This is a genomic window from Novosphingobium sp. BL-S-21 (genome assembly GCF_055521655.1).
The window spans coordinates 2,011,679-2,035,932 of the sequence record NZ_CM145496.1 but is presented as its reverse complement, the minus strand read 5'-3'; the positions used below and the strand labels follow the sequence as shown (position 1 = coordinate 2,035,932).

At 65.8% G+C, this 24,254-nt stretch carries 24 protein-coding genes; 9 read left to right on the top strand and 15 right to left on the bottom strand.

Annotation, left to right across the window (positions count from 1 at the left end; translation table 11 throughout):
* Positions 1-28: 28 nt before the first annotated feature.
* Complete coding sequence (locus tag ACZ1J6_RS18070; protein ID WP_465127678.1) at positions 29-559, bottom strand: hypothetical protein; 531 nt, start codon at positions 557-559, stop codon at positions 29-31.
* Between the two features lie 178 nt (positions 560-737).
* Complete coding sequence (locus tag ACZ1J6_RS18065) at positions 738-1,220, bottom strand: GAF domain-containing protein (protein ID WP_132264310.1); 483 nt, start codon at positions 1,218-1,220, stop codon at positions 738-740.
* 61 nt (positions 1,221-1,281) lie between these two features.
* Here ACZ1J6_RS18065 and ACZ1J6_RS18060 point away from each other — a divergent pair, with 61 nt between their 5' ends.
* Complete coding sequence (locus tag ACZ1J6_RS18060; protein WP_465127677.1) at positions 1,282-2,778, top strand: PQQ-dependent sugar dehydrogenase; 1,497 nt, start codon at positions 1,282-1,284, stop codon at positions 2,776-2,778.
* 125 nt (positions 2,779-2,903) lie between these two features.
* On the opposite strand, the gene ACZ1J6_RS18055 is transcribed toward ACZ1J6_RS18060, so the two are convergent.
* Positions 2,904-3,731 (bottom strand): DUF815 domain-containing protein, encoded by an 828-nt coding sequence (locus ACZ1J6_RS18055; RefSeq protein WP_465127676.1) that lies wholly within the window; start codon positions 3,729-3,731, stop codon positions 2,904-2,906.
* A complete protein-coding gene (locus tag ACZ1J6_RS18050; protein WP_465127675.1) occupies positions 3,728-5,503 on the bottom strand; it encodes an acyl-CoA dehydrogenase in 1,776 nt (591 codons plus the stop codon). The genes ACZ1J6_RS18055 and ACZ1J6_RS18050 overlap by 4 nt, the downstream gene beginning before the upstream one ends.
* Before the next feature lie 62 nt (positions 5,504-5,565).
* Here ACZ1J6_RS18050 and ACZ1J6_RS18045 point away from each other — a divergent pair, with 62 nt between their 5' ends.
* On the top strand, positions 5,566-6,513 hold the full coding sequence (locus ACZ1J6_RS18045; protein WP_465127674.1) for an L-threonylcarbamoyladenylate synthase: 948 nt from the start codon (positions 5,566-5,568) through the stop codon (positions 6,511-6,513).
* Between the two features lie 49 nt (positions 6,514-6,562).
* Here the strand turns inward: ACZ1J6_RS18045 and ACZ1J6_RS18040 are convergent, their stop codons facing one another.
* The 5 genes from ACZ1J6_RS18040 to ACZ1J6_RS18020 form a co-directional block, all read right to left on the bottom strand.
* Positions 6,563-6,919, bottom strand: a complete 357-nt coding sequence (locus ACZ1J6_RS18040; RefSeq protein WP_465127673.1) for a hypothetical protein — start codon at positions 6,917-6,919, stop codon at positions 6,563-6,565.
* A gap of 183 nt (positions 6,920-7,102) precedes the next feature.
* Positions 7,103-7,636: a CarD family transcriptional regulator gene (locus tag ACZ1J6_RS18035; RefSeq protein ID WP_054442043.1), complete on the bottom strand. Its 534-nt coding sequence runs from the start codon at positions 7,634-7,636 to the stop codon at positions 7,103-7,105.
* Positions 7,637-7,979: 343 nt separating this feature from the next.
* Positions 7,980-8,318, bottom strand: coding sequence for a ferredoxin FdxA (fdxA, locus tag ACZ1J6_RS18030; RefSeq protein ID WP_021234860.1), 339 nt, complete (start codon positions 8,316-8,318; stop codon positions 7,980-7,982).
* A gap of 15 nt (positions 8,319-8,333) precedes the next feature.
* On the bottom strand, positions 8,334-8,630 hold the full coding sequence (locus tag ACZ1J6_RS18025; RefSeq protein WP_132264321.1) for an RNA-binding S4 domain-containing protein: 297 nt from the start codon (positions 8,628-8,630) through the stop codon (positions 8,334-8,336).
* Positions 8,631-8,648: 18 nt separating this feature from the next.
* Positions 8,649-11,222 carry a helicase-related protein gene (locus ACZ1J6_RS18020; RefSeq protein WP_465127672.1) on the bottom strand — a complete coding sequence of 858 codons (2,574 nt, stop codon included), beginning with the start codon at positions 11,220-11,222 and terminating at the stop codon, positions 8,649-8,651.
* Between the two features lie 212 nt (positions 11,223-11,434).
* On the opposite strand from ACZ1J6_RS18020, the gene ACZ1J6_RS18015 reads away from it, so the two are divergent.
* The 5 genes from ACZ1J6_RS18015 to ACZ1J6_RS17995 all read left to right on the top strand — a co-directional run bounded on the left by ACZ1J6_RS18015 (position 11,435) and on the right by ACZ1J6_RS17995 (position 15,547).
* Positions 11,435-13,021: a peptidoglycan DD-metalloendopeptidase family protein gene (locus ACZ1J6_RS18015; RefSeq protein ID WP_465127671.1), complete on the top strand. Its 1,587-nt coding sequence runs from the start codon at positions 11,435-11,437 to the stop codon at positions 13,019-13,021.
* Positions 13,022-13,104: 83 nt separating this feature from the next.
* Positions 13,105-14,100 (top strand): porphobilinogen synthase, encoded by a 996-nt coding sequence (hemB, locus tag ACZ1J6_RS18010; protein WP_132264324.1) that lies wholly within the window; start codon positions 13,105-13,107, stop codon positions 14,098-14,100.
* Positions 14,101-14,104: 4 nt separating this feature from the next.
* The gene (locus ACZ1J6_RS18005) at positions 14,105-14,671 is read left to right on the top strand and encodes a GNAT family N-acetyltransferase (protein ID WP_465127670.1); all 567 of its coding nucleotides are present in this window, start codon (positions 14,105-14,107) and stop codon (positions 14,669-14,671) included.
* 31 nt (positions 14,672-14,702) lie between these two features.
* Complete coding sequence (locus ACZ1J6_RS18000; protein WP_134094813.1) at positions 14,703-15,266, top strand: gamma carbonic anhydrase family protein; 564 nt, start codon at positions 14,703-14,705, stop codon at positions 15,264-15,266.
* On the top strand, positions 15,266-15,547 hold the full coding sequence (locus tag ACZ1J6_RS17995; protein WP_465127669.1) for a DUF167 domain-containing protein: 282 nt from the start codon (positions 15,266-15,268) through the stop codon (positions 15,545-15,547). The genes ACZ1J6_RS18000 and ACZ1J6_RS17995 overlap by 1 nt, the downstream gene beginning before the upstream one ends.
* A gap of 34 nt (positions 15,548-15,581) precedes the next feature.
* Here ACZ1J6_RS17995 and ACZ1J6_RS17990 read toward each other — a convergent pair whose 3' ends face one another.
* The 5 genes from ACZ1J6_RS17990 to ACZ1J6_RS17970 form a co-directional block, all read right to left on the bottom strand.
* Positions 15,582-15,977: a group II truncated hemoglobin gene (locus ACZ1J6_RS17990; protein WP_465127668.1), complete on the bottom strand. Its 396-nt coding sequence runs from the start codon at positions 15,975-15,977 to the stop codon at positions 15,582-15,584.
* 84 nt (positions 15,978-16,061) lie between these two features.
* Positions 16,062-17,654 (bottom strand): cisplatin damage response ATP-dependent DNA ligase, encoded by a 1,593-nt coding sequence (locus ACZ1J6_RS17985; RefSeq protein ID WP_465127667.1) that lies wholly within the window; start codon positions 17,652-17,654, stop codon positions 16,062-16,064.
* Between the two features lie 193 nt (positions 17,655-17,847).
* The gene (locus ACZ1J6_RS17980) at positions 17,848-18,852 is read right to left on the bottom strand and encodes a ligase-associated DNA damage response exonuclease (protein WP_465127666.1); all 1,005 of its coding nucleotides are present in this window, start codon (positions 18,850-18,852) and stop codon (positions 17,848-17,850) included.
* A 93-nt stretch (positions 18,853-18,945) separates the two neighbouring features.
* A complete protein-coding gene (clpA, locus tag ACZ1J6_RS17975; protein ID WP_132264336.1) occupies positions 18,946-21,315 on the bottom strand; it encodes an ATP-dependent Clp protease ATP-binding subunit ClpA in 2,370 nt (789 codons plus the stop codon).
* A gap of 159 nt (positions 21,316-21,474) precedes the next feature.
* Positions 21,475-21,693: a DUF1192 domain-containing protein gene (locus tag ACZ1J6_RS17970; RefSeq protein WP_465127665.1), complete on the bottom strand. Its 219-nt coding sequence runs from the start codon at positions 21,691-21,693 to the stop codon at positions 21,475-21,477.
* A gap of 113 nt (positions 21,694-21,806) precedes the next feature.
* Here ACZ1J6_RS17970 and ACZ1J6_RS17965 point away from each other — a divergent pair, with 113 nt between their 5' ends.
* Both ACZ1J6_RS17965 and ACZ1J6_RS17960 read left to right on the top strand, forming a co-directional pair.
* The gene (locus tag ACZ1J6_RS17965) at positions 21,807-22,784 is read left to right on the top strand and encodes an NAD(P)H-quinone oxidoreductase (RefSeq protein WP_465128265.1); all 978 of its coding nucleotides are present in this window, start codon (positions 21,807-21,809) and stop codon (positions 22,782-22,784) included.
* Between the two features lie 189 nt (positions 22,785-22,973).
* Positions 22,974-23,693: a DUF1013 domain-containing protein gene (locus ACZ1J6_RS17960; RefSeq protein WP_132264341.1), complete on the top strand. Its 720-nt coding sequence runs from the start codon at positions 22,974-22,976 to the stop codon at positions 23,691-23,693.
* Positions 23,694-23,829: 136 nt separating this feature from the next.
* On the opposite strand, the gene ACZ1J6_RS17955 is transcribed toward ACZ1J6_RS17960, so the two are convergent.
* The gene (locus ACZ1J6_RS17955) at positions 23,830-24,252 is read right to left on the bottom strand and encodes a bactofilin family protein (protein ID WP_132265263.1); all 423 of its coding nucleotides are present in this window, start codon (positions 24,250-24,252) and stop codon (positions 23,830-23,832) included.
* Positions 24,253-24,254: the final 2 nt, after the last annotated feature.

The window sequence follows — 24,254 nt, the reverse complement described above, 5'->3', positions numbered from 1 at the left end:
CGCGGTTCGGGCGCCGCTTTTCTTTGGCCTATTGCGCTTCGTAGACCTCGCCGGAAGCCTCGGCTGCGGCGGGATTGCGGCGCGGGATCGTTCGGCGAGCGGGGCGAACGCCGGCTTCCTCGGCATAAGCGATAGGTTCGCCGCGTCCGTCGATGGCCTGGATTACGGGGATCGATACCATCCGCATCGACTGGGCTGGATAGACGTAAGCATAGCCGGGAGCCGCATAGCCATAGACCGGCACCGCGACCTGGCCCTGCCGGTAGCGGGCGAGATAGTCATCGAGATACGCTTCGCACTCGCCGCTCGCGCCCTGGTTTTCGCGGTAGGTTCCCGAGCGGGGCCGGCCGCTTGCTGCGACCTTGCCATGGCAATCGGCCAGCCAGGCATCGCGCTGGGCCGGATCGAATTCGTAGCGAATCGCGTGGGTGCTGGCGGAAGACGCCTGCGGCGTGCCGCGAAGATAATCCGCGCCGGCCTGGTCATCAGCGGCAAAGGCTACCGAGGTGCTGGAAAGCAGGGCAAGGGCGAGACTCGCGGTGCTGAGGGTCTTACGCATTCGCTGGGCCTTTTCACGGGATCATGGGCATTAGCCGCGTCTGTTAACAGACTGTTTAGCACCATGAGCCGCGAAAGGCCAAGCTTCCCGCTCTCACCAGCCAGTCCCGGCGAGAGACGGCAGGAGAAAGTCCCGTCGAGAGACGGCAGGAATCAATCCCGGCGAGAGACGGCAGGAATCAGATCGAAGATGCGATGATGGCGGCGAGCGCCTCGATGCCTTCGGCATCCTCGCGGTCGAAGCGATTGGCAATGGGGCTGTCGAGGTCGATCACCGCCACGACTTTGCCATCGCGAATGACTGGGACCACCAGCTCGGAGCGGCTGTCGGCATCGCAGGCGATATGGCCGGGGAAAGCATGGACATCGGGAACGACTTGAGTCTCGCCGCTGGCCGCCGCCGTACCGCAGACTCCTCGGCCCAAGGGGATGCGGATGCAGGCGGGCTTGCCCACGAAGGGACCGAGCACCAGCTCGTCCGCGATATTGCGGTAGAATCCCGCCCAGTTGAGCTCGGGCAGGAACTGCCAAATCAGCGCTGCAACGTTGGCCATGTTGGCCACGCCGTCCGGTTCGCCTTCCACCAGGGCCTTGGCGGCCGAGGTAAGGTCTGCATAGAGTTCGGGCTTGGGCTGATCGCCCCGGGGAGCAAAGTCGTACATGACCCTTCCGTTACTCCAAGTCCCTGTTGCCGCATAGGCGGGACCGGCTTATTTCAGGGGCATGCGCTCCATTCTCACGAAAGTCGCCCTGGCCCTCGTCGTGGTCATTCTCGCCGTCGTCGGCGTGATCGCCTGGTCCCAGTACTCCAACACATCCGACCTCCCGTTCGACGACACGGTGGGCAAGGATCCCAAGCTGGTCGAGCCGGACCCGCAATGGATTCCCAGCGTCAAGCTGCTGGAGCCCGTGGGCTGGGCTGCCAACGAGGCGCCCAAGGCAGGGCAGGGGCTGGCCGTGGCCCGCTTCGCCGAAGGTCTCGACCATCCCCGCACCATGCTCACTCTGCCCAATGGCGACGTGCTGGTGGCGGAAACCAATGCGCCCGCCGGCAACAAGCCCAAGGGCGTGACCGGCATGGTGATGGGCTGGATGTTCAACAAGGTGGGCGCCGGTGAGGCCTCGCCCGACAAGATCGTGCTGCTGCGCGATGCGGACGGCGATGGCAAGGCGGAACAGCGTTTCGATTTCCGCGCCGCCGACATGCATTCGCCCTCGGGCATGGCCTACCAGAACGGCAAACTCTACATCGCCAATCACGACAAGGTTCTTGAATTCGCCTTCCGGCCCGGCGCTACCAAGCTGGACGGCAAGCCGCTGCGCACGATGATGGATCTGCCACCGGCCGGAAACCACTGGATGCGCAACCTGCTGCTCAGCCAGGATGGCAAGCATCTCTACGTCACGGTCGGTTCGGCCAGCAACATCGCCGATGATGGCATGGAAGCGGAAACGGGCCGCGCCGCGATCTGGGAGATCGACATCGACACCGCCCGCCGCCGCCAGTTCGCGGCCGGCATGCGCAATCCCAACGGCCTTGGCTGGAATCCATCTACCGGAGAGCTGTGGGCGACCGTGCAGGAGCGCGACATGCTCGGCCCGGACCTCGTGCCCGATTATCTGACCAACGTGCCGGTGGGTGCGCAGTATGGCTGGCCCTGGGTCTACTGGAAGACCACGTTCGACGAACGCGTGCAGTGGCCGATGCAGACTTACATGCTCGAATATACCCGCAAGCCGGAATACGCGATGGGCGCGCATGCCAGCGTGCTCGGTATGGTCTTCGCAGGCGGCGGAAACCGCATGGGCAGCAAGTTTGCCAATGGCGCCTTCGTCGCTCGCCACGGTTCCTGGAATCGCCGTCCGGCGGTGGGCTACGACGTGGTCTTCGTGCCCTTCGATGCCAATGGCAATCCGCAGGATGTGAAGCCGATCCCCGTGCTCTCGGGCTTCCTGAAGGACGCGTCGCATACGCGCGGCCGCCCCACCTGGCTGGCGTTTGACAAGACCGGAAGCCTGCTCGTCACAGACGATACCGCAGGCGTGGTCTGGCGGGTGCAGGCGCCCGGAGCGGCGCCTTCGGCAGCGATCAAGGCGGTGGAGACCGAACACATGAAGCCGCTGGAAGAGATCAAGGATCCCACCGTTCCCGGCGCTACCGGCAACCTCGAAGCCGGGTTCACCAAAGGACCGGACAAGATGCTGCCTGCGGGCCACTGACAAGGAAAAGGGGACCTTCGGGTCCCCTTTTTTGTGGATCGGTATGTGAGGCCGGAGCCAGGGCCTGAGAGCTGCTATTCCGGCACCCGGATGCTGTCCGGGCAGGAGCCGCCCGGACCCCTTGCTCAGACGATCTTGCCGGCCCGGCCGGCGACTTCGGTTACGTACTGCCAGGCCACGCGGCCCGAACGGGCGCCACGGCGGCGCGACCATTCCAGCGCGTCATGCTCGTCGAAAGCCAGCCCGAACTGTTCGGTATAGCCGGCGATGATCGCTAGGTAGGAGGGCTGGTCGCAGTTATGGAAGCCGATCGAGAGTCCGAAGCGGTCGGCCAGAGCGAGCCGGTCGTCCACGACATCGCGCGGGTTGATCGGGTCATCCTGCTCCGACATCGAGCGTGAGACGATCGCGCGGCGGTTGGCGGTGACGGCAAGACGGACATTGTTCGGCCGGGCTTCCACCCCGCCTTCCAGCCAGGAGCGCAGCAGGCGCGGGCCGGCGCCATCATGCTCCTCGAAGCCGAGATCGTCGATGAAGACGAGGAACTGGCGGTCCACTTTGCCCAGCAGGGCGAAGAGAGCGGACACCCCGTGCAGGGCCTCCTGGGCCACCTGCACCAGCGCGATGCGGCCGGGATGAGCAGCCTGGGCAGCGCGGATGGCGGCGCGCATCACCGCGGACTTGCCCATCCCGCGCGACCCCCAGAGCAGCATGTCGTGCGCGGCATAGCCGGCGGCGAGGCGCTCGACATTGCCGACCACGCGCTCCTTCTGGGAATCGATGCCCCGCAGAAGATCGAGCGGCGGCGCGAGCAGTTCAGGAACGCCGCGCGCTTCCGCCCCTGTCCAGACATAGGCGGGATGGGCCAGCCAGTCGACTTGCGCGGCGGCGGGCGGTGCCAGGCGTTCAAGGGCTTCGGCAATGCGGCTGAGGACTTCGATCTGGTCGGTCATGCTGTCAGTTCTTCGCTCGTCAGTTCGTAGAGAAGGCTCGCACCCTTCTGGGCCTGGGCGAGGTAGCCCATGGCTTCGGGCACCAGATGCTCGATAAAGTATCGCGCGACCACCTTTTTCCGCTTGGCAAAGGCATTGGACAGGCCTGCGGAGGGCAGGGCGTCAGCCTGGCGGTGAAGCTGCCAGGCGGCCACGGCGATGGCGCAGCCGGCCAGAAAGGGTACGCTGGCGCCGAGTCGGTTATCGAGGGACCGGCTATCGGGGCGCTCGTCTCCCTGGGGTGCGCCGATGAGATGTTCTGCCGTCTGGCGGCAGCATTCGGCAAGTTCCTGTAGCGAGAGGCAGTCGCCTCCGGTGGCATAGGCCTGGATCTCCTCCATCAGCGAGAACAGGACCTGGCCGCCTTCGAGAGCGAGTTTGCGAGTCACGAGGTCTGCGGCCTGGATGCCGTTGGTGCCTTCGTAGATCGGGGCGATGCGGGCGTCCCGGTAGTGCTGGGCGGCGCCGGTTTCCTCGATGAAGCCCATGCCGCCGTGGATCTGCACGCCGATGCTGGCAACCTCGACGCCCATGTCGGTGCACCAGGCCTTGACCATCGGCACCAGCAGCTCCGCCCGCAACCGCGCGGCTTCGTCATCCAGGGACCCGCGATCGAGCTGGCCGGCCGCATAGTAGAGCAGGGCGCGGCCGCCTTCGGTAAGCGCCCGCATCCGCAGGAGCATGCGACGGACGTCCGGGTGCTCGACGATGGCGACAGGCTGCTTGTCGGCCGATCCGGCGCGGGCGGACTGAATGCGATCCGTGGCGTAGGCCATCGCCTGCTGCATGGCGCGTTCCGCGATCTGGATGCCTTGAGCGCCGACGTTGACCCGGGCGTTGTTCATCATCGTGAACATGCAGCGAAGGCCCTCGTTCTCGCGGCCGATCAGTTCGCCGATGCACTCGCCGTTGTCGCCGTAACTCATCACGCATGTGGGCGAGGCATGGATGCCGAGCTTGTGCTCGATGCTGACGACCTTCAGGTCGTTTCTGGCACCGAGCGAGCCGTCATGTTCCACGTGGAACTTCGGCACGATGAAGAGCGAGATACCGCGCGACCCGGCCGGCGCGCCGGGCGTGCGGGCCAGAACGAGGTGGACGATGTTCCCGGCCAGATCGTGCTCGCCCCAGGTGATGAAGATCTTCTGTCCGGCGATGCGATACTTGCCCTTATGCGGGCCTTCCGCGATGGGCGTGGCGGTGGTTCTCAGGGCGCCGACGTCGGATCCGGCCTGCGGTTCGGTGAGGTTCATCGTCGCCGACCATTCCCCGCTGACGACATGCGGCAGGTACATGGCCTGCTGCGCTTCGGTGCCGTGATGAATCACGGCTTCGATCGCGCCGAGGGTCAGCATGGGCAGAAGCGAGAAGCCCATGTTGGCACTGCCGAGGCACTCCATCGCGGCCATCGCCAAGGAGAGAGGCAGGCCCTGTCCGCCGAATTCTTCCGGCGCGGCGATGGCGTTCCATCCGGCATCCACGAAAGCGCGATAGGCCTGCGCGAAACCGTCGGGCAGCACGACCCTGCCATCGGAGAGGCGCGCGCCCTCGGTGTCGCCCTTGCGGTTGAGCGGGGCCCATTCGCCGGCGGCAAAGGCGCCCGCGCCCTCCACGATGGCTTCGACAAGGTCGGGACTGGCCGCGGAGAAGCGCTCATGCGCCGCGAGTTCGTCCAGCCCGGCATTGACCCGCAATGCCAGGATCTGGTCGGTGCTGGGGGGCGTGTAGGTCATTCGGAAGCATCCTCTGCGCGGTTTTTCTTGGCTTTCGGGGGCGTGGGCTATAGCGGCGGAGTATGGAGCGCAACCTTCGACCCGAACTTCTGGCGGCCGGCGCGGCCGGTGTCGCGCGCGCCGCCGAGCTGCTGCGCGGTGGTGGACTGGTCGCCGTTCCCACCGAGACGGTCTATGGCCTCATGGCCCGTGCCGACCGGGATGCCTCGGTGGCGGCGATCTATCGCGCCAAGGGTCGCCCCAGCTTCAACCCGCTGATCGTCCATGTCGCGGATCTTGCTGCGGCGCACCGCCTAGCAGTTCTCGATGCGCGCGCGGAGAAGCTTGCCGCTGCTTTCTGGCCGGGCGCCCTCACTCTGGTGCTGCCCTTGCGCGAAGGTGCGGAGGTTGCCCCCGCCGTCACCGCAGGGCTGCCGACGGTGGCGCTGCGCTGCCCGGCGCATCTCCTGATGCGCGCTGTTCTTGCCGAATCCGGGCTGCCGCTCGCGGGTCCTTCCGCGAACCGAAGCGGCGGCGTGAGTCCGACGCGCGCGGAGCATGTGGTTGCCTCGCTGGGTGCCAATGTGGATGCGGTGCTGGATGGCGGGGCCTGTGAGGCCGGTGTGGAATCGACCATCATTGCGCTGCGCGATGACGGGCGCTGGCAGGTTCTGAGGCCGGGTCCGATTCCGCAGGAGGCCATACGCGCGATTCTCGGCACCGAATGCGACGCCGTGACGTCACAGGAGATCGAGGCCCCGGGGCAGCTCGCCAGCCACTATGCGCCGGGCAAGCCGGTGCGGCTGAATGCCGAGACTGCGGCGGAAGACGAATTCCATATCGGCTTCGGCAATGTCGCCGGCGAGGCAAGCCTTTCGGCGTCGGGCGATGTGATCGAGGCGGCCTCGCGGCTCTATGCCTTGCTGCATGAGGGCGCGGCCGCGAGTCAGCCGCGCATAGCCGTCGCGCCGATTCCGCAGGACGGTGTCGGCGCGGCGATCAACGATCGATTGAGCCGGGCCGCGGCCTGAGACACGTCATCGCGGATCGGATCCGGCAAAACGTGTCGGCACTGGCGGTTCAGCGGCGCTGCGGTACGGCGCCGGGCATCAGGTACTGCATGTCGGCATAGTCATCGCGGGCTTTGTTGCAGGCCTGGCGGTCGCCCTGGTCGCACTGGCGCAAGTGCTTCTGGTACTGGCGCTGCATCTTGCCCAGCTTCTCTTCCTGTTCGCGCATCTGGCGGCCGCGCTTTTCGTCGGCTTCGGACTGGCTGGTCGTGACCGCGTCCACGGCCGAACCCGCGATACGCACCGGTGCGGTCACGATCTTCCCGGCCGTGCTGAGACAGCCGGTAAGGAGGAGCGCGGCGGCGGGTGCCAGAAGCGAGGGGGCCGAAAGCGAAGGGGCGAGCTTGAGCAGGGTGCGTGAGTTCATCGTGCCGCGGAACCTGTCACGAAGCGCGTTTCCGGGCAATGAACATCTGGGCGAACACGAACATCCGGCCGGGCAATCGAGACCGACCCGTCAGGTGGCGATTGCTCCCAGGTGCCCACAAGCGAAAGGGGCCACTTCCGGTGTGGAAGCGGCCCCTTTGCGTGCGATCTGCGCTGCGTCTGATCAGACTGCTTCAGCGCTCTCGTAATACTTGGGAGCGTATTCGTTGAGGATCGCGAGGATCTTCTTCAGAGCGGCTGGCTCGTCGGTCTTTTCCATCGCCGCGAGTTCGCGGGCCAGGCGCGACGAAGCCGCTTCGAAGATCTGACGTTCCGAATAGCTCTGCTCCGGCTGATCGTCGGCGCGGAACAAGTCGCGAGTCACTTCGGCGATCGACACGAGGTCGCCCGAGTTGATCTTGGCTTCGTATTCCTGGGCGCGGCGCGACCACATGGTGCGCTTTACCTTGGGTTTGCCCTTGAGCGTATCGAGAGCTTCACGCAGGGTCTTGTCGGACGACAGCTTGCGCATGCCGATCGATTCGACCTTGTTGACGGGAACCCGAAGAGTCATGCGCTCTTTTTCGAAGCGCAGAACATAAAGATCGAGCTGCATCCCGGCAATTTCCTGCTTCTGGAGCTCGATGACACGACCTACGCCGTGCTTAGGGTAAACGACGTAATCTCCAACATCGAAGGCATCGGCCCTGGTTGCCATGTATCGTCCTTTCACCTGCAGTGGTCCGTTGCCATACTTACGGTGAGAGAAACCCGGGTGGATGCGACGTGGAAAGGACAATAGCCTCTCCGCCGCCCGGTCAGATAACTCTCCCAGCCGTTTGCTTTTCGAACCCTGCCTCGCAATGAAAATGCCTGCCGAACGGGCAGAGGGCCCGGGCAGTTGTCGGATTATATAGCACCGATGTGACAAAATTACCAGAGGCGAGCTAACGTTTAACCGTCGCTCGCCTCAGGATGTGCCGGTGCGGGTCATTTCGACCCGCCAAGTGCCTCTGCCTTGGGGGAAACCCGGCGGAAAGCCGGAGGTTTCCCAAGGCCGATCAGTCGCCCTCGCCGGGCTCAGGGGAGAAATATTTTTCCAGCTTGCCTTCCTCGCCGCGCATCGCGTCCGCGTCTTCCGGCGCGTCCTTCTTGGTGGTGAGGTTGGGCCATTCGGCCGAATACTTGGCGTTCAGCTCGAGCCATTGCTCAAGGCCGCTCTCGGTATCGGGCAGGATCGCTTCGGCGGGGCATTCCGGTTCACAGACGCCGCAGTCGATGCACTCGCTGGGGTTGATGACCAGCATGTTCTCGCCTTCGTAGAAGCAGTCCACCGGACAGACTTCGACGCAATCCATGTACTTGCACCGGATGCAATTGTCGGTGACGACATAGGTCATGGCTGCGTATTCCTCTTAGAAGGCCTCGTTTCGGTTGGCCGCTGCTATGGGAACATCTGCCCCCGCGTCAAGCACTCTGTAGCAGGCTTGCGCTTCTGGGGCAGGGCCTCGGCGCTCCGGAAGGCAAAGGATTTCTATCACCTGCACGCCCTGAGCTGTCGGCAGGGTGAGAACATCGCCGACCGCCACCTTCTGATGCGCCCGCTCGACCCGGCGGCTGTTGAGCCGGATATGGCCGTCTTCCGCCAGTGCCTGGGCCAGGGGACGCGTCCTGGTGAGGCGCAGGAACCAGAGAAGCTTGTCGATCCTCATCCGCGCTTTTCCTCCCCGCTATCTGCCCAGCAGTTCGCGCAGCGCCGCGAAGGCGCCGTCCGTGCGCTGGGGTGCCTCGCGAACTTCCTCGGCCTGGCGCCGCGGCGGACGCCAGCGCCAGCGCACCGGCGCGAGCGGTCCTTGTGCGCCTTCCGCCAGGGGCCGGGGCATCATCGCCTGGAACCCGCCGAAGCGCAGCAGCCGTGCATAGCTGCCCGTGGTGAGTCCCATGGACACGGCCCTTGCGGGATCGATCGAGAACGAGCGCGACGGCCCGCGATTGCCGCTGCTGTCGCTGCCGACACGGGCCTCGTGCGCCTCGCGCAGAAGCTTTTCCACGATATCCAGTCGGACCAGCTGCTTGCCGAGGTTCCTGTAGCCGGGAGCCTTGTGGCGCTTGGTGGCATCCATCGTCGGCGGCATGGCGGCGTCCGGTTCGCCGCCGGGCACGGAATGGCCGGTGATCCGGGCCAGTTGCCGCCAGAGTGCGATGGGCGCGGGCCGCAGCATGGCCGGCACGAACAGATCGAGCGCGCCCACGCGAACCCCCAGCTTGGCCAGAAGGGTGCGGCGGCCCTTGTCGAGCCGGTCGACGCCCGAATCTTCGCGCGCGATCATGCCGCCGCGATCGACCAGGGTGATCAGCAGGGCGCGCAAGTCCGGCCCCGCTTCCTCGGAACGGCTTGCGTCGTCCAGCTTGGCCAGCGGAGCCAGCGGTTCGAGCGCGCTTTCCACCCAGGTCTCGAGCGCTGCGACCAGCGCCTTGCGGGCAGGGGCGGGAACCGCGTCGAGCAACCGGTCCGGCACGAGCACCGGTGCAAGCAGCGAGCGGCCGGGGGTGAGGGCGGCGATGCGCGCGCCTTCCCAGTTCAGTGCGCCGTTCTTCAGCGCCAGCGGCGCCACGCCTTCGTGCACGGCGGCGGTCAGGGCATCGGCGCGAGACTGGAGAAGGCCCGGCAGGTGCCGTTCGGCCGCGGCCAGCAGGAGCTTGCGGTCGGACAGCCGGGCCGCAGGATCGACCTGGAAGGCGAAGCCGTGGAGGGAGCCGATATGCTCGCCTTCGACCAGCACTTCCTCGTCTTCGAGGCGGACCGAGAGCAGTCCGGCATCGGGGCCGAGTTTCTTCATGAGCACAGCCGTCCTGCGGTTGATGAATCGTTCGGTGAGTTTGCCATGGAGAGCATCGGAAAGGCGAGCCTCGACCGCGCGTGCGCGTGCAGCCATTTCGTCGCGGGCCAGCACCCAGTCCGGCCGCTGGGCGATATAGGCCCAGGAGCGAATGGCGGCGATGCGGCCCTGCAGGGTGTCGATATCGCCGCCGGTCAGGTCCAGCCTGGCGATCTGCTGGGCCATGTAGTCCGCGCCGAGTTCACCGCTGCGCAGATCCTGCCAGAGCCGCGCGACGAAGCGCGAATGCGTTTCCACGCCCTGCTGGCGGAAGTCCGGCAGGCGGCAGACTTCCCAGAAACGGCGGACCATGGCGTGTCCGTGCAGGCTGTCCATGACCGTGCCGTCATCGGCAAGGCGCTTGAGCACGGCCAGGTCGATGGCTTCGGGCGCCAGCACCAGGCCGTCCCGGTCGGGCGGAGTCTCCAGATCGGCGATCAGGGTGGCGACGCTGTCGAACCGGGGTTCGGGATCACGCCAGAACAGCTTGGTCAGCGGCGGAAAGCGATGTTCCTCGATCGCATAGACTTCGTCGGGCTCGAACTCGGAATCGTGTCCGCCGGACCCGGTGAGGGTGCCGAAAGTGCCGTCCGTCTGGTGGCGCCCGGCGCGCCCGGCGATCTGGGCCATTTCCGAGGTCGTGAGTCGCCGGTGCCGCTGGCCGTCGAACTTGGAGAGACCGGCGAAGGCGACATGCTCCACGTCGAGGTTGAGGCCCATGCCGATGGCATCGGTGGCGACGAGATAGTCGACCTCCCCAGATTGATAGAGCGCGACCTGGGCATTGCGAGTCTGCGGGCTGAGCGCGCCCATGACCACGGCCGCGCCGCCCCGGAAACGGCGCAGCATTTCGGCAATGGCGTAGACCTGCTCCGCGGAAAAGGCGACGATCGCGCTGCGCGGCGGAATGCGCGAGAGCTTCCTGGCGCCGGCATGGGTGAGAGTGGAGAAGCGCGGCCGGGTGACCACTTCGACGCCGGGGACCAGCGCTTTCACCATGGGTTCGAGCGTGGAGGAGCCCAGGATCATCGTCTCCTCCCGGCCGCGGGCATGGAGCAGGCGGTCGGTGAAGACGTGGCCGCGTTCGCGGTCTGCGGAAAGCTGCGCTTCGTCTATGGCGATGAAGGCCAGGCTGCGCTCCGTCACCGGCATGGCTTCCACCGTGCAGAGCAGGTAGCGCGCGTCCTTGGGCTCGATCCGCTCTTCGCCGGTGATCAGGGCGACGCTCTTCTCACCCTTGATCTTGCAGACCCGGTCATAGACTTCGCGCGCAAGGAGGCGGAGCGGAAAGCCGATGGCACCGCTGGAATGGGCGCAGAGACGCTCTATCGCGAGGTGAGTCTTGCCGGTATTCGTGGGACCGAGCACCGCCTTCACCCCGCTGGGGGCGTCGTTTCGCGACGAGGCATGCCGGTCGTGAACCATTATGCGGAGGAATGTGGCACCCCCTCCAGCCCCCCGCAAGTCTCGGCTCATCGAAAACAGGGGTGAAAATCCACAGTGTTAGCTGCAGATTAACCTTGAAGGGGCAGAACGTCGCCACTTAGCCATGCCGCCTGCGGGATCGGGCCGGCGCACGCAGGCGATTTTCAGCACTTCCGAGGGTATGCCGGAAGTGGTCGCGGGGAAGACTCGATTTGTTCAAGGCACTCGATCAGGCCGGGGATCACGCTGGAGGAGCAACCGCGCGCGTAGCGGCGCTTTCGCACGACCAGATGATTGCCGAGGCACCGGCCAGGCCGCCCGTTCTCGCGCGGTGGAAGCGCGGGATCGAGCGTTGGTGCCATGAAGTGGAGATCGCTCCGGACCTCGCATCGGACATCGGCAGCCGCCGTTGGTATCGCGGTCTCGCCACGATGCTGGGGCTGAGCGCAGCCGCAATTGCGCTCTGGCCGGATTTCTCCGCAGTGGAAGCCGCCACTACGTCGCCGATCGCGGCGCGCAGCCGGGACGAATTTCGCAGCCAGACCATTTCTCCCTTGGCGCTCGGTGCCGACAGCGGCCGCCACATGGGTGCCAGCCCGCTGGTGCGGCCGCTGGCGAATGTGCCGGAGCGGCCCTCGATCCAACTCGTCTCGACCCTGGGGCAGGGCGACAGCTTCGCGCGCATGTTGGAACGTGTCGGCGTGGGCAGCACGGACGTCTCGCAGATTTCCGGCCTGATCGGGCAGGCCGTTCCGGTCGGGGATCTCTCCTCGGGAACCCGATTCGACATCACCATGGGCCGCCGTCCGGCGCCGAACGCCCCGCGGGCGCTCGATTCGATGGACTTCCGCGCCCGCTTCGATCTCGACCTTTCCATCGAGCGCGGCCCGGCCGGTGCCTTGTCGCTCGTTCGCCATCCCATTCGCGTGGACGAAACCCCGCTGCGCATCCGCGGCACCGTGGGTTCCAGCCTCTACCGCTCGGCGCGCAATGCCGGGGCTCCGGTGGGCGCGATCCAGGATTACCTGCGGGCGATAGACAAGTATCTGAGCCTGGAACGCGACATTTCCGCGCAGGACCAGTTCGACTTCGTCATCGGCTACAAGCGCTCTGCCAAAGGCGAGCGCGAAGTAGGCAACTTGCTCTATGCCGGGCTCGACCATGGCGGAAAGCCGCGCGTCCAGCTGCTGCGCTGGGGCAAGGACGGCGAGATGATCGCCTCTTCCGCGCTCACCCAGCCTCAAGGCGCGCCGGGGGGCATGCCGGTGGCGGGACACATGACATCGCCTTACGGCAAGCGCCGCCATCCGATCCTCGGTTTCGTGCGCATGCATGCGGGCATCGACTATGGCGCGCGCTATGGCTCGCCGATCTATGCGGTGGCGGACGGTGTCGTGAACTTCGCCGGTCGGCACGGCGGCCACGGTAACTACGTTCGCCTGAGTCACAGTGGCGGGCTGGACACCGGCTATGGCCACATGAGCCGGATCGCGGTGAAGCGCGGAGCCCGGATCAAGGCGGGGCAGGTGATCGGCTATGTCGGCTCGACCGGCCTTTCTACCGGACCCCACCTTCATTTCGAAGCCTATCGCGGCGGCCATACGATCAACCCCGCCGGCCTCCGCTTCGTCTCGCGTCCGCAGATCGACGGCAAGGAGAAGGACGCCTTCAGGGCCAGGCTGGCCGCGCTCATGGGCGTTCAGCCAGGCGAGGCGCTCGGCACGATCGAGGGGCCCGTCGAAGCGTCTTCGGATATGCAGCGCGAGATCGACCGGCTGGCGCCCAAGCCCGCCGAGTGAGCAGGCGGTCCGTGACAGGTCCTCTCGCCTAGGACAGTCCGTCTCATTGAACCGACTGGGCTTTTGCGGCAATCACTCCGGCCATGACCGGAGCATATCCCCACACCCGCCTGCGCCGCGCGCGCGCCACGGCCTGGAGCCGCGCCATGCACCGTGAGACGGTGCTGACCCCCGCCGACCTGATCTGGCCGGTTTTCGTGACCGAGGGCGAGGGCGTCGAACAGCCCATCGCTTCGCTGCCCGGCGTGTCGCGCTGGTCGGTGGACCTCCTGGTCGAGCGGGCGAAGGAAGCTGCGGACCTCGGCATTCCCTGCCTGGCGCTGTTCCCGGATACCCAGCCCGAGCGTCGCAGCGACGACGGGGCCGAGGCGCTCAATCCTGACAACCTGATGTGCCGCGCCTTGCGCGCCATCCGCGCGGAACTCGGCGATCGCATCGGCCTGCTGACCGACGTGGCCCTCGATCCCTATACCAACCACGGGCAGGACGGCCTGCTCGGCGATGACGGCTACGTGCTGAACGACGAGACGATCGAAGTGCTGGTCGGCCAGTCGCTGAATCAGGCGCGCGCCGGCGCGGACATCATTGCCCCCTCCGACATGATGGACGGCCGCATCGGCGCCATCCGCGACGCCCTTGAGGACGAGGGCTTCGTCAATGTCCAGATCATGAGCTACGCCGCGAAGTATGCCTCGGCCTTCTATGGCCCGTTCCGCGATGCCGTGAACACGCGCGGTCTGCTGAAGGGCGACAAGAAGACCTACCAGATGGACCCGGCCAACACCGAGGAAGCCCTGCGCGAGGTCGAGCTGGATCTGGGCGAGGGTGCGGACAGCGTCATGGTCAAGCCGGGCCTGCCCTATCTGGATATCGTGCGCCGGGTGAAGGACACCTTCGAGGTTCCCGTCTTCGCCTATCAGGTCTCGGGCGAGTACGCGATGATCGAGGCGGCGGTGGCGGCCGGCGCGGCGGACCGCGATGCCATGGTGCTGGAAACGCTGCTGGCCTTCAAACGGGCCGGCTGCTCGGGTGTGCTGACGTACCACGCGGTCCATGCCGCGCGCCTGCTGCGGAAATGACGTCATGACCGATTTCCGCCTGGAAACGGATCGCCTCGTGCTGCGCAACTGGCAGCCGGGCGATATGGCGCGCTTCGCCGAAGTGACCAATACGCCCGGCGTCATGCGCTGGCTGGGCGGCGTGATGGACGCGGAGCGGCTGGCGGCCTCTGAAGCCCGCATGCTGGGCTTCCACGAGACATATGGCCACACCTTCTGGATCGTCGAGCGCTTGGCAGACGGCGGCGATCTCTCGGGCGAGATGCTGGGCTTCTGCGGGCTGAAGAAGATCGACGCCCCGGGCGCCTCGTTCCTCGGAGCCTTCGAGATCGGCTGGCGCCTGCGCAGCGACGCGCACGGAAAAGGCTATGCCAAGGAAGCCGCCCTGGCATCGCTCGATGCCGGGTTCGGCACTTTCGGGGCAGAAGAGATCTTCGCGATCACCGTGATCGGCAACGAAGCGAGCTGGGGCCTGATGCGTCGGCTGGGCATGCGCCGCCGCGAGGATCTCGATTATGACGATCTGCGTTCCGAACCGCCCTTGCGCCATACGATCGTTTATTCGATCACGCGCGAGGAATGGGCCGCATAGACGAGCCCTATCGAGACGCGGGGGAGAGAGCATGATCGACAGCCGAACCGATATCACCGTGGCCGCCATTCACGGCAAGGCGCCGCGCATTCATTCGAGCGCGTTCATTGCCCCGGGCTGCCGTATCATCGGCGATGTCGAGATCGGCCCGGACGTCAGCATCTGGTACAATTGCGTGATCCGCGCCGATGTGAACCGGGTGGTGATCGGTGCGCGGACGAACGTCCAGGACGGCTCCGTCATCCACTGCGACAGCCCAAAGCCTGTCCGACCGGAAGGCTATCCCACCCTGATCGGCGAGGACGTGCTGATCGGGCACATGGCGATGGTCCACGGCTGCATCCTGGAGGATCGCGCATTCGTCGGTCTCGGGGCGATCGTCATGGACGGCAGCCACATCGAATCCGACGGCATGCTGGCGGCGGGCGCGCAGCTTACCGGCAAGCGCATCGGCGCAGGGCAACTCTGGATGGGGCGACCGGCGAAGTATCTGCGGGACCTGGAACCAGAAGCCATCGCTGCGAACCAGGCCGGCGTGCAGGGTTATGTCGTGAACGGCCGCCTCCATGCCAAGGCGCTGGGCCTTACGCCCTGATGGCCAAGCCAAGGATCGCCTTGCCGCCGGCCGCGGCGCTCCGCGACCTGATCGATTCCGATAGCCGGCTTGCCGTGCGGGTTACGCCGGGCGCGAAGATGGAAGGACTGGAGATCGCGGAAGGCCGTCTGCTGGTAAAAGTCCGGGCCAAGCCGGAAGATGGCAAGGCGACCGAGGCGGTGCGGGTTTTGCTGGCGGCAGCCCTGGGTCTGGCGCCGTCCCGCCTGGCCTTGTTGCGCGGCGCAACTTCGCGCGAGAAGCAGTTCCACGTGGAACTTTGACGGCTTCCATCGCGGAAAAACCGCGACAACACCGCTAGCGCGCCATGCTCCGGGCCATGCGGGTCAGCACGTCCGTCATGGCGTTTGCGACATTCTCGGGCTGCGGCGAGACCTCGGCGATGGCGCGGGCCATGGCCTCGGCCCATTGATCGGCGGTGGTGCGGTCGATCGGGAAGTCCCGGTGCAGACTCATCATGCATTTGCCGGGATTGGCTTCGAACCAGTCACGCGGGCCGCCGGCCCAGCCCGCCAGAAAACGTGGGAGAGACCGGCGCAGCGGCGCGAGATCCTCGGCATGCATGGCGCGAAGCTGCGCATAGGCCGGGTCCTGCTCCATCAGGTCGTAAAAGCGATTGGCAATTGCCTCGAATGCCGGAGCGCCGCCGAGCAGATCGTGCGGTGTTGCAGGGGCCTCGGGTTGTTTCGTCATGATCGGCTCTTTCGGCGGCGTGTCCGGGGGCAGGGGAGAGCCTCAGGATATAGCCGATCTGTTCCACGTGGAACTTGATCGCGGTCAATCGCGGACCATTGCCTTCAGAGTCTCGATCCGGTCCGCCTCATGCGCGGGCTTGTCCATGCGGATCCGATGGATTCGCGGAAAACGCATGGCGAGCCCGGACTTGTGGCGCTTGCTGAGGTGGACCGAATCGAAGGCGACTTCCAGCACCAACGACTTGTCCGTCTCCCGCACCGGGCCGAAGCGATTGACCGTATGGTTGCGCATATGCCGGTCCAGCCATTTCAGCTCTTCGTCAGTGAAGCCGAAATAGGCCTTGCCCACCGGGAGCAGTTCGGCGCCGGCATCCGGGTCGCCGTCCCAGCAGCCGAACGTGTAGTCGGAATAGAAAGAGGATCGCTTGCCGCTGCCGCGCTGGGCATACATCAGCACACAGTCGATCAGCAGTGGATCGCGCTTCCACTTGTACCAGAGCCCGGTCTTGCGCCCGGCGACGTAAGGGCTGTCGCGCCGCTTGAGCATGACGCCTTCGATGGCATCATCCCGCGCCCGCTCGCGGATCGCGGCGAGTTCCGCGAAGTCGGCAGCCGGGATGACCGTGCTCAAGTCGAAATGCTGCGGGTCAAGCCGGGCCGCCAGGGCTTCGAGTCTAGCCCGGCGATCGCGCCAGGGGAGGGTGCGCAGATCCTCGCCTTCGACGATGAGCGCATCGTAGAGACGCACGAACGCGGGAGATTCCGCCAGCATCTTCTTCGAAACGGTCTTGCGGCCCAACCTCTGCTGAAGCGCATTGAAGCTGGCCGCGCCGCCTTCCTCGCCGCCCTGGTGCATGCCGCGCACCAGCAATTCGCCGTCAAGCACGGCGTCGAGGTCGAGCGCAGAGGCGATTTCGGGAAAAGTGCCGGAAATATCGTCGCCGGAGCGGGAATAGACCCGGGTATCCCCTGCGACCCGCACCACCTGCACGCGAATGCCGTCCCACTTCCATTCGGCCGCATAGTCCGCCAGGTCGAGCTGGGCATCCTCCAGCGGATGGGCCAGCATGAACGGCCGGAACAGCGGCAGGTCTTCGGAGGAAGGCGCGGCGGCGCCATGGGCCGCCCAGTCGAACAGGGCGCTGTAAGGCGCTTGCTGACCATGCCAGTGCTCCTCGACATCCTCCACCGAGACGTCGAAAGCCTGCGCGAAGGCGGTCTTGGCCAGGCGGGACGAAATCCCGATCCGCATGGCCCCCGTCGCCAGTTTGAGCAGGGCATAGCGCCCTTCGGCGTCGAGACGGTCGAGCAGGCGCGGCAGTTCGGCCATGACATTGGCGCGAGTCATGCGGGCGAGCGCGTCGACTGCTTCGCTTACGGTCGGCGGATCGGGCGGAGCATCCGGGGTGGGCCAGAGCAGGCTGGCGGTCTCCGCCGAATCGCCCACGTAGTCGCGGCTCAGCGTCCAGAGCACCGGATCGATCCGCTCGCTCATCAGGTTGCGGATGGTCGAGCTTTTCACGGCGGGGAAGTCGAGCCCGTCGGTGAGTGCCGCCAGGGCCCATCCGCGGTCCGGATCGGGAGTCTCGCGCAAGTAGTCCGCCAGCAGCTTGAGCTTGGCGTTGCGGCTGCGGGTGTAGACCAGCGAGTCGATAAGGGCGGCGAAACGCTCCATTTATGAAGGCACGCGGAAGCGCGGTGGCGCAGCGAAGAGAGCGGCCCGTTCGCGCAAGAGCGCAAAGGCGTGAAGAGGCAACGTTCGCGGGGAATCCACTCTCGGAGCATGTGCCTGCGCGTGGCGCGATGCCGGAAAGCGGAAGCATGCCTGCGATGCCGGGCATCCGCCTGGTGCCTCTGCGGGAGTCCCGTCAATCATCTTCATCCTCGTATCCCACCAGCGCCAGTGCCCGCGCCCGGCGCTGGTTGAGCTGGCACCAGCGCAGCATCGCTTCCTCGCGGCCGTGCGTTATCCAGGTCTCGGCCGGATTCACGTCGATCACCGTCTGAGTCAGTTCGTCCCAGTCGGCATGGTCGGAGATCACGAGCGGCAGCTCGACCATGCGTTGGCGGGCGCGCTGGCGCACCCGCATCCATCCCGAAGCCATGGCGGTGATGGGATCGGGCAGGCGGCGGCTCCAGCGGTCGTTGAGCGTGGAAGGCGGCGCGACCACCACTCGGCCGACAAGGTCTGCCTTCGTGACGTCACTGACGAGCCGCAAGTCGCCGAGATCGACGCCCAATTCTTCATAAAGGCGGCACATGCGCTCCATCGCGCCGTGGAGATAGATGACGTCATGATGTCCCGCGCGGCGCAGCTCGGCGATCAGGCGCTGGGCTTTGCCGAGAGCGTAGGCGCCCACCAGCACGCAGCGTTCGGGGTTGGCGGCGAGGGCGGCCAGCAGCTTGGCGATCTCGTGTTCTACGGGCGGGTGGCGGAACACGGGGAGGCCGAAAGTCGCCTCGGTGATGAGGACATCGCAAGCCGTCACTTCGAAAGGCGGGCAGGTGGGATCCGCCCGGCGCTTGAAGTCGCCGGTGACGATGATGCGCTCGCCCGCGTGCTCCAGCAGGATCTGCGCGGAGCCCAGCACGTGTCCGGCCGGGATGTAGGTTGCGGACACGCCGCCGCGCAGGCTCAGGGTCTCGTGATAGGCCACCGGAACGGCGCCTTCGGAAGTTGCGTAGCGCAACTTCATGATCGCGAGGGTCTCCGGGGTGGCGACGGTCTCGCCATGACCGCCGCGGGCGTGGTCGGAATGGCCGTGAGTCACCAAGGCGCGGTCGACGGGGCGGGATGGGTCGATCCAGCAATCGGCGGGGACGACGTGAATTCCCCAGGGTTCGGGTCTGATCCAGGAGAAATCGCGGGCCATGCATGAAAAATGGGGCGGGAACCGCGTGGTTCCCGCCCCCTCTATTTCGTCATCCCGAATCAGGTCCGGGATGATTGGCCGTGGCGACCCGGTTCAATCGTCGGCATTGGCTTCCGACGGCGGCCCGGGCTTCTTCGCCGACTTCTTGGCGGCGGGCGCCTTGCGTCCCTTCACCATCTTGGGCGCGGCGGGCGTCAGTTCGAAGTTCAGCCCGTCATCCTTGACGGAAACATGCACTTCGCCCCCGTGATTCAACTTGCCGAACAGCAGTTCCTCGGCCAGCGGCTGCTTGACCTTCTCCTGGATGACACGGCCCATCGGACGCGCACCATAGAGCTTGTCGTAGCCGCGATCGCCCAGCCAGGTGCGGGCGTCGGAGTCGAACTGGATATGGACGTTCTGGTCGGCCAGCTGAAGTTCCAGCTGGAGGATGAACTTGTCCACCACCCGGCTGATCGTGTCCTTGGCAAGGTAGGCGAAGGGCACGATGGCATCGAGACGGTTGCGGAATTCCGGCGTGAACATCTGCTTCACCGCCTCGTCCCCGGCATCCGCCTTGGACGTGTCACCGAAGCCGATGCCCTGGCGCGCCATGTCGGATGCGCCCGCATTGGTGGTCATGATCAGGACCACGTTGCGGAAGTCCACGGTCTTGCCGTGGTGGTCCGTCAGTCGGCCGTTGTCCATCACCTGAAGCAGGATGTTGAACAGGTCCGGGTGGGCCTTCTCGATTTCGTCCAGCAGCAGCACGCAGTGCGGATTCTGGTCGATCGCGTCCGTCAGCAGGCCGCCCTGGTCGAAGCCGACATAGCCCGGAGGCGCGCCGATCAGGCGGCTGACCGAGTGACGCTCCATATATTCCGACATGTCGAAGCGCTTCAGCTCGATGCCCATGATCGAGGCGAGCTGGCGGGCGACTTCGGTCTTGCCGACGCCGGTGGGGCCGGAGAACAGGAACGAGCCGATCGGCTTGTCCGGATCGCGCAGGCCCGCGCGGCTGAGCTTCATGGCGGTGGCGAGCACGCCGATGGCCTTGTCCTGGCCGAACACGACGCGCTTCAGATCGCGTTCGAGATTCTCCAGTGCCTTCTTGTCGTCCGAGCTGACCGACTTGGGCGGGATGCGCGCCATCGTGGCGATCACCTGCTCGATTTCGCGGGCGGTGATCGTCTTCTTGCGGCGGCTGGGGGGCACCAGCATCTGCATCGCGCCCACTTCGTCGATCACGTCGATCGCCTTGTCCGGCAGCTTGCGGTCGTTGATGTAGCGCGCCGAAAGCTCGACGGCGGTCTTGATCGCGTCAGGCGTGTACTTGACCTTGTGGTGCTCCTCGAAGGCCGTGCGCAGGCCCTTGAGGATCTTGATGGTGTCTTCCACCGTGGGTTCGTTCACGTCGATCTTCTGGAACCGGCGCAGCAGGGCGCGGTCCTTCTCGAAGTGGTTGCGGAACTCCTTGTAGGTGGTGGAGCCGATGCAGCGGATCGTGCCGCCCGACAGCGCGGGCTTGAGCAGGTTCGAGGCATCCATCGCGCCGCCGCTGGTGGCGCCGGCTCCGATCACCGTGTGGATCTCGTCGATGAACAGGATCGCGTGGGGCATCTTCTCCAGTTCGGAGACGACCTGCTTCAGGCGTTCCTCGAAGTCGCCGCGATACCGCGTGCCTGCCAGCAGCGAGCCCATGTCGAGCGAGTAGATCACCGCTTCGGCCAGCACTTCCGGCACATCGCCCTCGACGATCTTGCGGGCCAGACCTTCGGCGATGGCGGTCTTGCCGACGCCCGGGTCGCCCACGTAGAGCGGGTTGTTCTTGGAGCGGCGGCAGAGGATCTGGATCGTGCGGTCAACTTCGGGGCCGCGGCCGATCAGCGGGTCAACCTTGCCGTTCAGCGCCTTCTCGTTGAGATTGACGGTGAACTGGTCGAGCGCCGAATCCTTCTTGCTGGCGTTCTTGGCTTCGGCCTTTTCCTCGGGCGTGGGGGCGTGTTCCTCGGACCCCTTGGAATTGCGTTCTTCCACGCGCTTGCCGCCCTTGCCGATGCCGTGGCTGATGTAGCTGACGGCATCCAGGCGGCTCATGTCCTGCTGCTGCAGGAAATAGACGGCATAGGAATCACGCTCGGAGAACAGCGCGACCAGCACGTTCGCGCCGGTTACGGTGTCCTTGCCTGAGGACTGGACATGCAGGATGGCGCGCTGGATCACGCGCTGGAACCCGGCGGTCGGGGCGGGATCGCCCTTTTCCTCGGTCTTGAGCGACTGGTATTCCTGATCGAGGTACTGACGGACCACGTCGCCGAGGTCGCCAAGTTCCACGCCGCATGCCTGCATGACCTGTGCCGCGTCCGGATCATCGATCAGGGCGAGCAGCAGGTGCTCCAGCGTGGCATACTCGTGGCTGCGCTCGGAAGCGTGCGACAGGGCCGAGTGCAGTGTCTTTTCCAGGCTTTGCGCGAAACTAGGCATCTAGAAGACTTTCATTTGGGAGGGGGACTCTCCTTGCGGCGGTTTCTGGCCTTGTAGGGGAGTTTGCTGGCCTTGCGAATTTGGCCGGGCTTCGTTTCAACTCATATATAGGGACGCTCCGGGTCCTTGCGAGGTTACCGTGAAGGAGAGTGACGCCGATCATGATTGCTTCGGCCTGAACAGCGCTTCTGCGGCCCGCATATGCGCGGAGGCCTGGTGGCGATGCGCCTTGATGCGGGCTATCTCTGATTCGAGCAGGGCAACGCGTGCGTCGAGTTCGTCCAGCGAAAAGCGATCCAGGCTTTCGCTGGCGAGAAGGCTGGCAGCTCCGAAGTCACCTTCGGGCGACCGCCGCCGCGGTCGATCGTCCTCGTCCATTGCACCGCAGCATCGGACTGTACTTTGGGACTGTCAATGGCCAGAAAATATGTTCCACTTCAAAGTGGGACTGTGGCAACAGGATAAGTATGTTAGCTAACTCACCCACAATGATGACCGCGATCGGCTTCGAGGCGCCCGGCGGCCCCGAGGTTCTCCAGCCCGTAACCGTGCCCGTGCCGGTACCCGGAGCGGGCGAGGTTCTGGTCAAGGTCGCCTTTGCGGGCGTGAATCGGCCGGACGTCGTGCAGCGCCAGGGGAAATACCCGCCGCCGCCCGGCGCATCGCTGCTGCCGGGCCTGGAAGTCTCGGGCCAGGTGGTGGCGCTGGGCGAAGGCGTGACCGAACTCGCGCCGGGGCAGAAGGTCTGCGCGCTGGTGGCGGGCGGTGGCTATGCCGAATACTGCGTCGCCAAGGTCGGCACCTGCCTGCCGGTCCCCGATTCGCTCGCCCTGGATGAAGCAGCCGCCTTGCCGGAGACGCTGTTCACCGTCTGGCACAATGTCTTCGAACGCGGCTGGGCGCGGGAAGGGGAGACCATCCTGATTCACGGGGGCACCAGCGGCATCGGCACGATGGCGACGATGCTGTGCCGCCAGTTCGGCCTGACCGTTATCGTCACCTGCGGCTCTCCCGACAAATGCGTCCGCGCGCTGGAGATCGGCGCCGATCACGCCATCGACTACAAGGCCGCCGACTTCGTCGAGGAAGTCGCACGGATAACCGAGGGCCGGGGTGTCGACCTGGTGCTGGACATGATCGCGGGCGATTATGTCGCGCGAAACCTCAAGTGCCTGGCGCCGGACGGCCGCCACGTCACCATCGCCGTGCAGGGCGGCGCGAAGGCGGAGATCAATATGGCCGTCGTCATGGCGCGCCGCTACACCCTGACCGGATCGACCCTGCGGCCCCGCACGGATTCCTTCAAGGCGCTGCTCGCCCAGGAGATCCGCGCCAATGCCTGGCCGCTGGTGGAGGAGGGCGCGCTGCGTCCGGTGATGGATACCCGCTTCCCCTTGCGGGAGGCGGCTGCGGCCCACGCCCGGATGGAAGCGGGGGATCACGTCGGCAAGATCGTGCTGGAGGTCTGAGCGGCTCCGGCGCGCCTGCCTGGAGGCGTCCGGGCACGAATCGTGCTCGCGGTCAGTCGAGCCGCATGGATAATAGAGTTGCCGAAAGCTAGGCTTTTGCTTGCCGAATGCGCAAAGTTTCCCTAAATCGGCTCTGTACGGCCGCTCCGCGAAGGGGCGGCCCTTATTGTTTCCGCCGGAGATAGAGACATGAGCCAGCCCACTCCGCTGATGCCGCACGCGACCGCCTCCTGGCTGGTCGACACCACTGCGTTGACCTTCGAGCAGATCGCAGAGTTCTGCGGCCTGCACATGCTCGAAGTGCAGGCGATGGCCGACGATCTGGCATCCAGCAAGTACACCGGCCGCGACCCCGTTCGTTCGGGCGAGCTGACGATGGAAGAAATCGAAAAGGGGCAGGCCAACCCCGAATACAAGCTGCGCATGCACAAGGTGCCGGTCACTTCGAACCGCACCAAGGGCCCGCGCTACACCCCGGTGTCCAAGCGCCAGGACAAGCCGGACGGCATCGCCTGGATCCTGCGTAACCACCCCGAGGTGTCGGACGCGCAGATCGGCAAGCTGATCGGCACCACCCGCAACACGATCGCGGCCATCCGCGACCGTTCGCACTGGAACATCGCCAACATCACCCCGAAGGACCCGGTTACGCTGGGCCTCTGCTCGCAGCGCGAACTCGATGCCATCGTGTTCAAGGCCGCGAAGAAGGCAGGCATCCAGGATGACGGCCAGAACGACGAGCGTCTGACCGACGACCGTGAAGCCCTGATCGAGGAACTGCGCGCCGAGCGTGAGGCCGCATCGCGCGCCGCCAGCGAAGCCGCGCAGGAAGCCGAAGTCGCTGCCTGGCTCGAAGCCAAGCGTGCCGCCGAGGCGGCCGGCGAAACGGGCGGAGACCGGGGCGAGTAACCGATCCCGTCGACGCGGTGCGCCGGAGCGATCCGGCGCGCAGCGATCCTTCACCGGAACGAAAAAAGGCCCGCGACAGATGACTGTCGCGGGCCTTTTTGCTGTCTGCCGTCCCCGCCTCGGGGATGCGGGCCGCTTACTCGGCGGCCAGCACTTCCACTTCGGCTTCCGCGGAAGCGTGCGGCAGGCGCGCGAGGGCCGGGGGCATCTGGCCGCCATTGGGGCTGAGCCGGCCTTCGAGGCGCGCGCCCTGCTCGATGGTGAGGGCATCGTAGGCGATGTCGCCGATGATCTGTGCGCTCTTGAGGATCACCACTTCGCGGGCAGCGATGGTGCCGCGCACGATTCCGGCGATGCGGACCGATTCGGCGGAGATTCCGCCGGAGATCTCGCTCTCCTCGCCCTGGACGAGCGCTTTGCAGGTGATGTCGCCGATCACCCGTCCGTCGATATGGAGATCGGCGGAGGCTTCGACATTGCCGGTGAGCGTGATGTCGTTGCCGAGCATCGAGAAGCCCGAGGTCGGGCCGGTGCGGTGGCTGGTGAAGTTCTTGACCATGG

Bases quoted from the DNA above. Each gene is read 5' to 3' on its own strand.
- ACZ1J6_RS18070 (WP_465127678.1), bottom strand. From the start codon at position 559: ATGCGTAAGACCCTCAGCACCGCGAGTCTCGCCCTTGCCCTGCTTTCC.
- ACZ1J6_RS18065 (WP_132264310.1), bottom strand. From the start codon at position 1,220: ATGTACGACTTTGCTCCCCGGGGCGATCAGCCCAAGCCCGAACTCTAT.
- ACZ1J6_RS18060 (WP_465127677.1), top strand. From the start codon at position 1,282: ATGCGCTCCATTCTCACGAAAGTCGCCCTGGCCCTCGTCGTGGTCATT.
- ACZ1J6_RS18055 (WP_465127676.1), bottom strand. From the start codon at position 3,731: ATGACCGACCAGATCGAAGTCCTCAGCCGCATTGCCGAAGCCCTTGAA.
- ACZ1J6_RS18050 (WP_465127675.1), bottom strand. From the start codon at position 5,503: ATGACCTACACGCCCCCCAGCACCGACCAGATCCTGGCATTGCGGGTC.
- ACZ1J6_RS18045 (WP_465127674.1), top strand. From the start codon at position 5,566: ATGGAGCGCAACCTTCGACCCGAACTTCTGGCGGCCGGCGCGGCCGGT.
- ACZ1J6_RS18040 (WP_465127673.1), bottom strand. From the start codon at position 6,919: ATGAACTCACGCACCCTGCTCAAGCTCGCCCCTTCGCTTTCGGCCCCC.
- ACZ1J6_RS18035 (WP_054442043.1), bottom strand. From the start codon at position 7,636: ATGGCAACCAGGGCCGATGCCTTCGATGTTGGAGATTACGTCGTTTAC.
- fdxA (WP_021234860.1), bottom strand. From the start codon at position 8,318: ATGACCTATGTCGTCACCGACAATTGCATCCGGTGCAAGTACATGGAT.
- ACZ1J6_RS18025 (WP_132264321.1), bottom strand. From the start codon at position 8,630: ATGAGGATCGACAAGCTTCTCTGGTTCCTGCGCCTCACCAGGACGCGT.
- ACZ1J6_RS18020 (WP_465127672.1), bottom strand. From the start codon at position 11,222: ATGGTTCACGACCGGCATGCCTCGTCGCGAAACGACGCCCCCAGCGGG.
- hemB (WP_132264324.1), top strand. From the start codon at position 13,105: ATGACCGGAGCATATCCCCACACCCGCCTGCGCCGCGCGCGCGCCACG.
- ACZ1J6_RS18005 (WP_465127670.1), top strand. From the start codon at position 14,105: ATGACCGATTTCCGCCTGGAAACGGATCGCCTCGTGCTGCGCAACTGG.
- ACZ1J6_RS18000 (WP_134094813.1), top strand. From the start codon at position 14,703: ATGATCGACAGCCGAACCGATATCACCGTGGCCGCCATTCACGGCAAG.
- ACZ1J6_RS17995 (WP_465127669.1), top strand. From the start codon at position 15,266: ATGGCCAAGCCAAGGATCGCCTTGCCGCCGGCCGCGGCGCTCCGCGAC.
- ACZ1J6_RS17990 (WP_465127668.1), bottom strand. From the start codon at position 15,977: ATGACGAAACAACCCGAGGCCCCTGCAACACCGCACGATCTGCTCGGC.
- ACZ1J6_RS17985 (WP_465127667.1), bottom strand. From the start codon at position 17,654: ATGGAGCGTTTCGCCGCCCTTATCGACTCGCTGGTCTACACCCGCAGC.
- ACZ1J6_RS17980 (WP_465127666.1), bottom strand. From the start codon at position 18,852: ATGGCCCGCGATTTCTCCTGGATCAGACCCGAACCCTGGGGAATTCAC.
- clpA (WP_132264336.1), bottom strand. From the start codon at position 21,315: ATGCCTAGTTTCGCGCAAAGCCTGGAAAAGACACTGCACTCGGCCCTG.
- ACZ1J6_RS17970 (WP_465127665.1), bottom strand. From the start codon at position 21,693: ATGGACGAGGACGATCGACCGCGGCGGCGGTCGCCCGAAGGTGACTTC.
- ACZ1J6_RS17965 (WP_465128265.1), top strand. From the start codon at position 21,807: ATGACCGCGATCGGCTTCGAGGCGCCCGGCGGCCCCGAGGTTCTCCAG.
- ACZ1J6_RS17960 (WP_132264341.1), top strand. From the start codon at position 22,974: ATGAGCCAGCCCACTCCGCTGATGCCGCACGCGACCGCCTCCTGGCTG.
- ACZ1J6_RS17955 (WP_132265263.1), bottom strand. From the start codon at position 24,252: ATGGTCAAGAACTTCACCAGCCACCGCACCGGCCCGACCTCGGGCTTC.